The organism is Streptomyces sp. NPDC031379, from assembly GCF_055569615.1.
Window position 1 is genome coordinate 99,077 of the sequence record NZ_JBVIIT010000019.1, and the last position, 12,123, is coordinate 111,199.

At 71.3% G+C, this 12,123-nt stretch carries 9 protein-coding genes and 1 pseudogene; 5 read left to right on the forward strand and 5 right to left on the reverse strand.

From position 1 onward, the window contains the following. Positions 1–3 precede the first annotated feature (3 nt). Positions 4–2,139, forward strand: a complete 2,136-nt coding sequence (locus ACZ5CW_RS26200; RefSeq protein ID WP_468605395.1) for a SpoIIE family protein phosphatase — start codon at positions 4–6, stop codon at positions 2,137–2,139. Between the two features lie 125 nt (positions 2,140–2,264). Then, positions 2,265–2,909 (forward strand): CatB-related O-acetyltransferase, encoded by a 645-nt coding sequence (locus ACZ5CW_RS26205; protein ID WP_468605397.1) that lies wholly within the window; start codon positions 2,265–2,267, stop codon positions 2,907–2,909. Positions 2,910–2,922: 13 nt separating this feature from the next. Here ACZ5CW_RS26205 and ACZ5CW_RS26210 read toward each other — a convergent pair whose 3' ends face one another. Then, on the reverse strand, positions 2,923–3,045 hold the full coding sequence (locus ACZ5CW_RS26210) for a hypothetical protein (protein WP_468605399.1): 123 nt from the start codon (positions 3,043–3,045) through the stop codon (positions 2,923–2,925). Between the two features lie 152 nt (positions 3,046–3,197). Here ACZ5CW_RS26210 and ACZ5CW_RS26215 point away from each other — a divergent pair, with 152 nt between their 5' ends. Next, positions 3,198–3,602 (forward strand): (2Fe-2S) ferredoxin domain-containing protein, encoded by a 405-nt coding sequence (locus tag ACZ5CW_RS26215; RefSeq protein ID WP_468605401.1) that lies wholly within the window; start codon positions 3,198–3,200, stop codon positions 3,600–3,602. A 52-nt stretch (positions 3,603–3,654) separates the two neighbouring features. Here the strand turns inward: ACZ5CW_RS26215 and ACZ5CW_RS26220 are convergent, their stop codons facing one another. Further along, complete coding sequence (locus ACZ5CW_RS26220) at positions 3,655–4,833, reverse strand: hypothetical protein (protein WP_468605403.1); 1,179 nt, start codon at positions 4,831–4,833, stop codon at positions 3,655–3,657. A 238-nt stretch (positions 4,834–5,071) separates the two neighbouring features. On the opposite strand from ACZ5CW_RS26220, the gene ACZ5CW_RS26225 reads away from it, so the two are divergent. Then, complete coding sequence (locus ACZ5CW_RS26225; RefSeq protein ID WP_468605405.1) at positions 5,072–5,902, forward strand: SDR family NAD(P)-dependent oxidoreductase; 831 nt, start codon at positions 5,072–5,074, stop codon at positions 5,900–5,902. Between the two features lie 128 nt (positions 5,903–6,030). Here the strand turns inward: ACZ5CW_RS26225 and ACZ5CW_RS26230 are convergent, their stop codons facing one another. The 3 genes from ACZ5CW_RS26230 to ACZ5CW_RS26240 all read right to left on the reverse strand — a co-directional run bounded on the left by ACZ5CW_RS26230 (position 6,031) and on the right by ACZ5CW_RS26240 (position 10,917). After that, positions 6,031–7,413, reverse strand: a complete 1,383-nt coding sequence (locus tag ACZ5CW_RS26230) for an MFS transporter (RefSeq protein ID WP_468605407.1) — start codon at positions 7,411–7,413, stop codon at positions 6,031–6,033. A gap of 1,466 nt (positions 7,414–8,879) precedes the next feature. After that, positions 8,880–9,722, reverse strand: coding sequence for a hypothetical protein (locus ACZ5CW_RS26235; RefSeq protein WP_468605409.1), 843 nt, complete (start codon positions 9,720–9,722; stop codon positions 8,880–8,882). 145 nt (positions 9,723–9,867) lie between these two features. Next, entirely contained in the window at positions 9,868–10,917 is a 1,050-nt protein-coding gene (locus ACZ5CW_RS26240; protein WP_468605411.1) for a bifunctional GNAT family N-acetyltransferase/NUDIX hydrolase, read from the reverse strand. A gap of 189 nt (positions 10,918–11,106) precedes the next feature. On the opposite strand from ACZ5CW_RS26240, the pseudogene ACZ5CW_RS26245 reads away from it, so the two are divergent. Next, positions 11,107–12,120: pseudogene (locus ACZ5CW_RS26245) on the forward strand (ABC transporter permease); the annotation flags it as partial. Between the last annotated feature and the right edge of the window lie 3 nt (positions 12,121–12,123).

Consider the following 12,123-nt stretch of genomic DNA (forward strand, 5'->3'; position numbering starts at 1 on the left):
GACGTGTCCGACACGGCGACCGGCGCCCCCTCCTCGGGCTTCGGCCCTGAAGCGCTCGCCCCTGCCCTGAGCGAGTTCGCACGGGAGATCGGTGCCTACGCCGGCGCGGTCTACCTGCTGTCACCGGACGGGCAACTGCTCCAGCTCGCGGTGCTGAGCGGAATCTCGAAGCGGATCGCCTTGCCCTGGGCGCGGGTGGCGCTCGCGGCAGCGACCCCGGTGAGCGACGCCGTGCGGGAGCGAGGCCTGGTTTGGATCGGCAGTCAGGAGGAACTGGCGCGCCGCTACCCGCAGCTGGCGCTCGTCCTGCCCCACCCCTTCGCCCTGTGCACCGCGCCGATCACCACTGGCCCGAGGACGTGGGGCGGTCTGGTGCTGCACTGGTCCAGCGCACACCCACCCACGCTGAGCGCACCCGAACGCGAGGGGATCGCCGGTGCCTGCGACCGCCTGGGCCTGATCCTGCGGCAGGCCGCCGACAGCGGCCACCCGGTACTGGCCGGGCCCGAGCCGCGGATCCTGCCTCCCTCGCGGAACCGCGCCGCCGGGCCGGCCGAGGCACAGGCCGCGGTCGACTTCGCCGAGCGCCTGCCCAGCGGCTGCTGCGCCCTCGACCCGGACGGCCGGATCACCTTCGTCACCACCGCCGCGGCCACCCTGCTCGGCCTCGGCATCCCCGACCTGCTGGGCGCCCGCCCCTGGGAGGCACTTCCGTGGCTGGACAACCCCGTCGCCGAAGACCGCTACCGGGCCGCGGCGCTCAGCCGTCGGCCCACGTCCTTCACCGCCCGCCGCCCCCCGGACCGCTGGCTGTCCTTCCACCTCTACCCGGACGCGTCCGGCATCAGCGTGCGCATCGTCCCCACGTCCTCGGCCCACGCCGTGGCACCTCCACGACTGCTGCACCCCGCCCCTGGCGTGGAGCCCGGCCGGGCCACGGCGCTCTACCACCTGATGCATCTCGCCGCCACGCTCACCGAGGCCGTCGGTGTGCAGGATGTGGTGGAAAGGGTCGCCGACCAGATCCTTCCCGCCTTCGGCGCCCAGGCCCTCGCCCTGATGGCGGCGGAGGAGGGCCGGTTGCGGATCATCGGTCACCGCGGCTACTCGGCCGAACTCATGCGCCACTTCGATGCCGCCCCGCTGACCTCCGACACCCCCGCGGTGCACGTCCTGACGACGGGCACACCCAGCTTCTTCGCCACCTTCGCCGACCTGAAACGGTCCTATCCCCCCGCCGCCCTGCAGGACGCGATGGCCGCCTGGGCGTTCCTGCCGCTGATCACCTCCGGACGCCCCGTCGGCTCGCTGGTCCTCGCCTATGAACGGCCTCGCACCTTTCCCCTGGAGGAGCGCTCCGTCCTCACCTCGACCGCCGGGCTGATCGCCCAGGCGCTGGACCGCGCCCTCCTGTACGACGCCAAACACCAGCTCGCCCACAACCTCCAGGCCGGACTGCTGCCCCGCACCCTGCCCGCCATCGCCGGTCTGGACGTGGCCGCCCGCTACCTCCCCGCCAGCTACGGAATGGACATCGGAGGCGACTTCTACGACCTCATCCGTCTCGGCGAGGAGAGGGCCGCCGCGGCCATCGGCGACGTCCAGGGCCACAACGTGCAGGCCGCCACCCTCATGGGACAAGTGCGCACCGCCGTCCACGCCACCGCAGGCGCGCCCCCGGGCGAAGTCCTCGCCCGCACCAACCGCCTGCTCACCGACCTCAACCCCGGGCTGTTCACCAGCTGCCTCTACATCGACCTCGACCTCGCCCACCACCGCGCATGCCTGGCCACCGCAGGCCACCCCCCGCCGATCCTGCGCCACCCGGACGGCCACACCGAGGTCCTCCACCTGCCGCCCGGACTCCTGCTCGGCATCGACCCCGCCGCCGACTACCCCACCAGCGAGATCCCCCTGCGGCCCGGCGCCGTCCTCGCCCTCTACACCGACGGACTCGTCGAATCCCGAGGCACCGACATCGAGGACGCGATCGCCTCTCTCGCCGACCAGCTCGCACACGCCCGGAACCAGACCACGGACACCCTCGCCGACAGCCTCATCGACCACGCCCAGCGATCCGCACCCCGCAGCGACGACATCGCCCTGCTCCTCATCCGCCCCCAACAGGCAGACACCTGAGGCGAGCGACGCCGACGGCCGGGAGGCCTCCGACGACCGGCCGGGTGGCAAATCGGTGTCCGGGACACCTCAGTGACGCGACCATGGACCGTCACGGACACCTGACCGCCGAGGAATCACCCGCCATGCCTGTACCTGCCGACCCCACCGTCCTCCACCCGATGCCGGAGCAGCCGCGGGTGGTGCTGCTCAAGCCGTTGGTGACATCTCCGCTGATCGAGGTCGGGGAGTACTCCTACTACGACGACCCGGACGACGCGACCGCGTTCGAGACGCGGAACGTGCTCTACCACTACGGTCCGGAGAAGCTGGTCATCGGCAGGTTCTGCGCGCTGGGCACCGGCGTGCGGTTCATCATGAACGGCGCCAACCACCGGATGGACGGCCCCTCGACCTTCCCCTTCCCCACCATGGGCGGCTCCTGGGCCGACCACTTCGACCTGCTCACCGGCCTGCCCGACCGGGGGGACACCGTCGTCGGCAACGACGTCTGGTTCGGCCACGGCACGACGGTCATGCCCGGCGTACGCATCGGACACGGCGCGATCATCGCCTCCGGCGCCGTGGTCACCGGCGACGTGCCCGACTACGGCATCGTCGGCGGCAACCCGGCCCGCCTCATCCGCACCCGCTACAGCGACCAGGACGTCGCCCGGCTGCTGGCGGTGGCCTGGTGGGACTGGCCGGCGGAACACATCACCGAGCACGTGCGGACGATCATGTCGGGCAGCATCACCGACCTCGAGGCCGCCGCCCCGCGGCGGGACTGAGCGGGACGGCGCCTCAGCTCAGCTGCATCTCGTAACCGATCCGCTCGGCGAGGCTCAACTCCTGGCACATGAACCACAGGTCGGTGATCCGGCCCCCGTCGTCGAAGTGCGGCACGCCGACCTCGCCCCACTCCACGCGCCTGCCCGTGGCCGGGGCGCCGGCGAACTTGAGGTTCCGACCAGGTGATCAGGGCGCGAGGCGCGGCAGGCTAATGTCCGAGGGGGCGGGCAGCCCGGGCGAAGAGTCGGGCGCCGGCCGGCTCACGTTCAAGGGAGGGGTGGTGGGGCATGCCCGAGAGGCAGGCCGAAGAGGTGGTGCTCGACGAGGTCGCTGCCGAGGGGTCCGACCCGGTGCCGTGCCGGGTCGTCGTGTGCCGGGACTGCTGCTGCGGCAGTGCCAAGGTGACCGGGGTCGATCACGCGGCGCAGACCGAGCGGCTGCGGGCCGCGGTGCCCGTGCGGATCTCCGACTGCCTCGACGTGTGTGACCAGGCCAACGTCATCGTCGTACAGCCGTCCGCCGCGGGCCGGGCCACCGGTGCGCGGCCGGTCTGGCTGGGACTCGTCAACGACCCGGACGCGACCGAGGACATCGTCACCTGGGTGCGCGCAGGCGGCCCGGGTGTGGCTCCCCGGCCGGACATCCTCGATCTGTACACCTTCACACCGCCGCGGCGCCGTAGGGACTCCTGAGAACTCGGTGTGTACAGAGGGCCGCTCACCTCGGCGGGTGCTTCGCAGGACGTCAACCAGCGCGGGCGGCAAGGGTGTTGATGTCGATCACGGCGCGTTGGAGATCGCCCTGTGGCCGGTGGCCCAGGTCGTCGATCGCCACGATGTTCATGTGGCGGGCGAGTTCAGGTGCGCGCCAGTCCGTCCTCAGCCTGGTGACCAGCTGGGGGTTGAGCCCATTGGCGAGGTGGATGAGGTAGTTGTCCCTGACGGACGCCGGGAAGAACGGCGAGAGCAACCGGATCAGGAACAGCTGCGGTATCTGCAGATCCGGCTGGACGATGCTCGACAGCACGAAGAACCGGTCGGCGTCCGCACCGGGTTCCCGGGCGAGGGCGGCCTGGTTGAGGGCCAGCGTCTGGTCGTAGACCCGCTGCGGCGGGCTTGCCTGGAAGAAGGACTTCATGATCTCCCACCAGGAGGGGTTTCCGGCCGGGTAGCTGCCGCGGTCGGAGACGCTGTCCGCGTGCCAGGCCCAGGGCTGGTCGACCGCCGCCGACGCGTCGACGAGCACGACGTTCTTTCCGGCCTTCACGAAGTCGCCGTAGGCCGAGGTCGGGGACAGCTCCGTCCGGGCCGCGACGCGGGAGCCGAACAGCTCCCGCAGTCTGGTCAGCGGCTCCTTGGCGTCGGCGCCCGCCGGAGCAGTGGCCGAGACACTGATGATGACGACTTCCGAGGGGTGCTCGTCGATCCAGCGCTTGACCGAGGCCGCCTCTCCCGTGGCCTCGTCGAAGAACGGTCCGCCCATCGGGGCGCCGTGGAAGGTCCTCCACTGCCCGCCCTCCAGGCACAGCCGCAGGTCGAGATAGCGGGCGCCCTCGTCGAGCTGGTCGGTGAGACCGCCGCTCTGGGTTCGCGAGATGCTGGCGGCCAGCCGTGGGTCGAGTGAGGCGACGCCGTAGGACCAGCCACTGGTGCACAGTGCCGGGTCGGCCGGGATGCTCCAGCTGCCGGAGTCGTGACTGCCGGGCATCGCGATCCGGTTCAGCGGTGCGTGGTCGAGATAGGCGTGCATGTCACCCATCCAGCGCGCCAGGTCCACCGTCGCGGCGGAGACCCGGCCGCCCGGCGCGGCCGGTGCCGCCTGCCCCGGTCCGCCGCTCGTCATCAGTGCCGTGCCGGCGAGGATCAGAGCGACCAGGCCGGCCACCGAACGCCGTAAGCGGGTGCTGTCCGTTCCACGTCTCATCTTCGTACGCCCTCCTTGGGGGAAGAGGCCGAGATCGGGCACCGAGGGTAGAGGGCGGGAGACGAGATGCCCAGAACGCTTCCACCGATCGTTGTCGCGTCCGAGGATTCGCCCGGCGTGCAACCGCCCCCTCTCCCCGCGCTCCTCCGGCGGGAGGTGGCCGGAAGTAGGCAGCCGTGGATCAGCGCGTTCTAGTCTCGGCCTCGCTGGATGATCTCGGTGAAAGGACCTGAGTGAAGTGACGGACAAGAGGGTTGTCGTCGTGACCGGCGCAGGCACGGGCATCGGGGAGGCCACGGCCCGGCTGCTGCGCGAGGAGGGTCACCACGTGATCGTCTCCGGCCGGCGGGCCGAACCCCTGCGGCGCCTGGAGCGGGAGACCGGGGCGCTGGCGTTTCCGTCCGACGTGGGAGATCCCGATGCGGCCGAGGGTCTGGTCCGGGCGGCCCTGGACGCGCACGGACGGCTCGACGGGCTGGTGCTGAACGCGGGCATCGGGCGCGGTGGAACGGTGGGGGACTTGTCGCTGCAGGAGTGGGACGAGGTCATGCGCACCAACGTCACCGGTCCGCTTCTGCTGCTGCGGTCGGCGATACCGCACCTGCTGGAGTCCAGGGGCTCCGTCGTCGCTGTCGCCTCGGTGTCCGCACTGCGCAACGGGGCCGGCAACGCCCCGTACGCGACGTCCAAGGCGGCCCTGCTCCAGCTCTGCCGTTCCGTGGCCGTCGACTACGGGCGTCAGGGGGTGCGTGCCAACGTGGTGTGCCCCGGCTGGGTACGGACCGAGATGGCCGACCGGCGCATGGCCCGCTTCGCCCAGGAGACGGATCTGCGGGACGGGGGTGTGGAGGCCGCGTACGCGGAGGCGACCCGGCTGCTGCCCCTGGGGCGGCCGGGAGAGCCGCGCGAGATCGCCGAGGCGATCGGCTGGCTGCTGTCCCCGTCGGCGTCGTACGTCAACGGCACCGTGCTCACGGTCGACGGCGGGGCGACGGCTCTCGACCCCGGAACGCTCGCGTTCGACTTCCACATCGCGCCACGCGGCGGCGACGGATCGCGGGAGCCGTGACACGGACACGCCGCCGCGAAGGTGCGTCGGCGTAGGGGCCCCGACCGGAGGCGAGGCCGCGGGCCTCGGAGCGGGCGAACCGGCCGACGAGTTCCGCGGACCGCCGAGGGAGACGGCCTCGAGACGCCCTACGTCCTTTCGGTCTTCGCCGGCACGCACCGCCACGCGAGGCCCGCGGCGGTCAGGTAGGCGAGCGCGCCGACGACCATGCTCGTGCGCAACCCGGAGTCGTAGTCGGTGGCCGTGGCGAGCAGGCTGCCGCCGAGCGCGACCCCGGAGGCGCTGCCGACCTGGCGGGTGGTGTTGAACAGGGCGGAGGCGGCCCCCGAGTACGCCGGGGGAGCGGCGCCCATCACGGTGGCGGTGGAGCCGGTGAGGGCGAAGGAGGTGCCGAATCCGGCGGCCATCATCGGCGCCACCAGCAGCGGGTAGACGGGGTCGGGTCCCGCCGCCGCCCAGCCGGCCAGCCCCAGGGCGGCCAGGAGCATGCCGGAGAGCACCAGCGGACGGTCGCCGGTGCGGCGGGTCAGCCGCCCCGACAGGACCGAGGCGAACATGGTCATCGCCACCGCCGGGAACAGCGCCAGCCCGGTCCGAAGGGCGCTGAAACCGCGCTGGTGCTGGAAGTACAGGCTGGCGGTGAACACCATGCCGTAGAAGCCGAAGTTGAACAGCAGGCCGATGACGGCTCCACCGCTCAGTGCACGAGAGCGCAGCAGACTCAGCGGAAGGGCAGGAGAGCGGGCCAGCCGCTCACGCATTCCGAACGCGGCGGCGGCCAGCACGGCCAGGCACAGACCGCCGAGAACAGCCGGGTCGGACCAGCCCCGGCGTCCGGCCTCGTTGAGCGCCGCGGTCAGCAGCGCCACCGCCGCCACGACCGCGCACTGCGCCGGCCAGTCCAGGGACCGGCCGGCGTGCCGGGGCGAGCGCGTCACGTGCCGCAGTGTCAGCACCAGGCAGGCCACTCCGACAGGCAGGTTGATGAGGAACACCCAGCGCCAACCCACCGTGGAGACGAGCAGCCCGCCCAGCAGCGGGCCGGCGGAGGCGGCGATGCCCGCCATCGAACCCCACAGCCCGAAGGCCCGCGAGCGGGCGGCAGGCGACGGGTAGGCCTGCTGGAGCAGGGCGAGGGAACCGGGCACGATCAGCGCCGCGCCGAGCCCCTCCACGAGCCGGGCCGCGACCAGGAAGGGAGCGTTCGGCGCCAGCGCGCACGCGGCCGAGGACACGGTGAACACCGCCGCGCCCCAGCAGAAGACCCGACGGTTGCCCAGCCGGTCGCCCAGCGCGCCACCGGTCAGCAGGAAACCGGCGAAGACCAGGGTGTACCCGTCGGTGATCCACTGGATGCCGGTCAGCGACGCCGACAGCTGACGGCCGATCACCGGTACGGCGACGTTGATGACCGTCACGTCCAGGATCACCATGAAATACCCGGCGCACACCGCCAGCAGCGGTGCCCAGGACCGTCGTGCCGCCTGCGGGGGCGATTCGGTGGAGGGCATGGGCCCACCGCCACCGTCCGGTTCCGCGAACGCCACAGCCCCGACTCCGTCCCGTCCGATCGGCCGCGTGCAGCTCGGCGGCGAGCATGAAGCGGTGCAACGGGTCGAAGACACCCGCCTCATGTCACCGGCCCGAGCGGCGCCAGCAGGTCTGTCCGGAGCCGAACCCCAGCTCCAGCGGTAGAAGTTGCCGGCTGGCGTCGTTGTGGAGACCTTGCTTCAGGGGTAGAGGCAGAGAGGAACCCGCACGCTTCCGGCATTGCTCACGATACCCGTAGTCTCGTCGACTGCGAGCACATACATGTTGCGAGTGTAACTCTGCTGACAGTTCGGAGGAGTCACTAGTCGGGCGCCGTAGTAATTGCCGGTGTTGCCCATCTGGCGGTGGTAACCCCTCCCGGGTTCCCAACCATAGAAGGACAGGTGTGAGGGGCTTACCGCCAACTGACTACCATAATCCGTCCACCAGGCTGCGGTGCCGTTCTTGGGGAGTTGGTCTGGATGCGCATACCCGGTGTATGCGCTTGCGTTACCGCGACGGGCATCAGTGCGACTCTGTAGGGGAACACAGACGTGGTCCGAAGGGCGGGTCTCGCGCCAGACGAATCCTTGCTTGCACGTGTCCGGACCGTGAGGCCCGCCACCGGGTTGCACACGTGAGGGGCCGAGCCGATTTTCCTCCCACGTCTTGTCCCGCCATTGTGGCCTGACGCAGACGCGATCTCCGCTTACTGCTTCCCGCCATACCAGACCGGGCGCGCATGTGTACGGACCGTACTGAGCCTGAGCAGGAGTGGCTCCAGTGAGCGGTACTGTTGTCACCGCGAGCGCCAAACCTCCCGACAAAAGCCAACCACAGCGTCGGGCGCGGCCACTGAAGAACTTTCCGCCCATGTCGCACCTCCGGGCGTGGAGTTGGGTTTTTACGACAGCAAGAGAAACGAATCCCCCTCAATTGCTGCCGCATCCTGATGCTGTTGCGCGACGCCGGCGACAGCAACGCCCATCCCCAGTAAACCGCCACTCGACCCTCTCGGCATCTTCCCAGGATGATTGGCGATTCAATTGTCGCCTTACGAATCACTCGACGCCGGGGTCGAACGGTGTAGCGGCAGCACGTGGCTCACGCCCTGGCCTTCGACCATTCGGCGAAGTGCCGGAACGCGGTCGAGCGGGGCCGCTGGGCCGTCCGAACGCATCGGTTGCAGCGGGGTGACGGCCTGGCGGCGGTTGTGGGGCTGGACCGAGGGCAGGCCCGCAACCAGGCCGGAGCGTCGGCCGCGTGCAGCTCGGATGGCAGGAGGCGGTGCAACCGGTCGAAGACACCCGCGGCGGCAGCGGCTCGATCAGCCCCCACAAGCCGTCGTCCACGATGCACGCCCGATGCCCCACGCCTCACGAACGGCGGAATCGTCGTACTGGTCGCGCCAGACCGGCGCACCGCAACACAATCGTGTGACGAGCTCTCAGGGATGTTCGTAGAGCTGGAGGACACCGGCGAGCGAGAAGCACAGGGCTCCCGTGAGGGTGCCCCAGTTGGCGATGTCGGCGTTGACGAGGCTGCCGGTGGCGGGGCGGGTGAAGGCGGCGAGTGCCGAGACCATGAACAGGACGGAGCCGAGCTGGTTCACCGCGACGATCCACCAGCTGAGGCCGCGGGGGCGGAAGCAGGGCCGGCCGTGGCACAGCTCGACGAAGCCAAGATGTCCGGAGATCAGGAAGAGCATGCAGCCGATCACGTCGGGCACCCAGATCAGCCGGTTGACCTGCTGGACGCTCAGCCCCTGCAGAAAGGAGTCCAGCAGGTTGACGGCGAAGACGAGCGTGCCCGCGAAGAGGAGGAACGTGCTCAGCCAGTCCACCCGCATCGGCTCATAGCTCCACCACCGCCAGTGGCGGGTCGTCAGCCGGCCTTCACCGGCGGCGGCGTTGCGGGGTGCGTTGACCACCTGGAGCAGCGAGACGTAGCCGCCGGTGTTGAAGAACAAGCCGCCGGCGAAGTAGATCGAGGCGCACTCGGTGGCATCGCCGGAGCCGAACTGGGCGTCAGCCGCGCCGGCCGCGAAGAGGGCCCCGCCGATGACGAAGGACAACGCCGCGATGACGTTGAGCGTGCGCAGCCGGCCGAGGGCAACGGCATCCGCACGGGTGCGCCGGCTCTCCGTCGCACCGGGCGGACGGACGACGAGCGTGCCGCGCCGCCGCGCGGTCCGTGACTCCCACACCGCCATGCCGCCGTCGGGCAGGTGCCACGTGAGTCGGGTGACGAACGGTCCCGCGCCCTCGGCACGCTGGTCAGGCTGTCCCACGGGCCGAGCCTAGACTCCGGGCAGGACCCGGGGACGCGCGAAACGCCGCCCCGCCGAGCCGCCGGGTGGACGCGAGCCGACGCAGGACCGCCCGGACTCCGGAGGGAGACCGCGGCCTCCCTCCCGCCGGGCGGCCATCCGATGCTCATCCGTTTCCCCAGTCCCAGGTGTCGAAGTAGGCGGCCACGCCGGTGCGGCGGGCTCGCGCCACAGCGCTCAGGCGCGCGAAGTCCTGAGGTGGCATCAACGGCTCCCACGCCTCAAGGGGCAGGACGCGGGCCTCGTCGTGCTCGGACGGATCCAGTACGACGGCGCGGATCTCCGCCTCGGTGAGGCGGCCTCCGTCGAAGACCAGGCCCATCGTGCTGTACGGCCATTCGGCGCCGGGGAGGCCGTACACCGTCGCCAGGAGCCGAGGCGGCACGGACAGCGTGATGCCGGTCTCCTCCCGGCACTCGCGGACGGCCGTCTGCCAGGGACGCTCGCCCGGGTCCATGGTGCCGCCCACCAGCTGCCAGGGGTACGCGGGGGAGTAGGTGGAGTGCAGCTGGAGCGGCCGGTCTGCGCCGTCGGTGAAGTACACGCAGGCGAAGGCGGTGGCCTTGGGCACCGTTTCGGCGTACTGCTCGGTCGGCAGCCACCCACGACCGCCTTCTCCGTTTCCCCGCTCGCCCGCCGCGGCCGTTCTCTCGAGTCGCGTCATCCGCATCAGCGCCGGGCTGCCGGCGAACCCGAGTTCCCGGTAGAGAGGTGACGCCTCGTCGCTGGCGTGGAGTTCGAAGAGCGTGACGTGCTCGGTGTGGAGGTGCTCGAGCAGCGCGGACAGCACCGCTCGGGCGTAGCCGCGGCGCCGGGCGTCCGGACGCGTGGCGACCGCCTGCACACGGGCCGCCAGTCCCCTGGGGTACTTGGGCGCCGGCAGCACGGGGTGGATCAGGCCGAGGGCACAGGAGGCGAGGGAGCCGTCGGGGGAATCGATGACGAAGGCGCGGGCGTCCCCGGCCGGGACCAGCCTGGGGGCCAGTTCGTCGGCGCACCGGCTGATCCATTCCTCGCTCAGGTGCTCGGAGAGGATGTAGGCGGAGCGCAGCCGGATGATGCCCTCGGCATCCGCCGGGGTGGCCGGTCGGACCACCGGTCGGCTGGACGGCGCCGCCGGGCCCGTCGCGGCGGCGGGTGACAGGTCATGGTTCACGATGCGTCTCCTCGTTGTGGCCGGCGTTCGATGCGCGGTCTGGTCAGGGGCCCTCGGTCGCGCTGCCCGGTGATCACCGTTGCCGTGCCGCGGTGCCGGTGGCCGCCCCAGTTCGCCGCCCAGCCGGCGCTGCTGCTCCGAGAACGCGCCCGGAACCGGTCCCGACACGGCCCGAGCGCCGGGCATTTCGTAGCCGTCCGCTCGCCCCGGCGGATCTTCGCAGCGAAGGCACTGGCCAGCCTCACCGTCATCCTGTTGCTCGTGGCCGGGCTGGCCGGCTCCAGCGCTGCCGGTGGGGTCCTGGCGGTCGGGAACCAGCCACTGGTCGGCCTCGACGGCCACATACTGGCACCGGCGGACGCGGCGGAAAAGGTGCTCCTCGCCTGGGTGTGCGTCCTGGCCCCGACCCTGGCCCTGGCCGCGATCGGACTGCTCGGGTCGGTCACCCTGGGGCGGTCCCCGATGGGGCTGCTGCTGCCCGCGCTCGTCGCGCTCGCGATGCAGCTCGCCCAGATGCTGCCGCTGCCCGTCGTCGTACGCCTCGCCCTGCCCGGCTACGCCTTCATCGCCTGGAACGGTCTGTTCACCGGCCCCGCGCAGCTCGGCCCGCTCCTGATCGGCATCGTGGTCAGCCTGGTGTGGGCCGTCACCGCGACCGCGCTGGCCTACCTGCTGTTCCTGCGGCGCGACTTCACCAACCCCGGCTACGACGGCTCGGGGCGCCGCGCGCTCACCGCCGGGGCCCTGCTGCCGGCCGGACTTGTCGCGGCGACGGTCGCGGTCCTCACCGCGACGACCGGGGCCACGGGCTCCGGAGTCGAGCAGGACGAGGTGCAGCGTTCGGTCGCCACGGCGTTCGCCCACCTCTACCCCCTGCAGACCGAAGAACTCAACCGCCCGGACGTCACGGAAACACAGCTGAAGGCCACGGCTACCTGCGACAAGGGCAGCGTCAGGGTCGCCGCAGAGGGGCCGGGCAACGACTGGCGCTGCGTCGTCTCCTGGCATCTCCCCGGGGTCGAGGCCGCGGGGACGGCCGTCTACCAGCTCGACGTCACCCCAGACGGGCGTTTCATGGCCGACGGCGACGGACCCAAGGAAGTGAACGGCTACTTCCTGGTCCGCACCCCGGCCGGCGACGCACCGAACCCCCTCTGGCAGTTCGACGGCGACGTCGAACTGCTCGCCACCTCGAAGGGATGACTC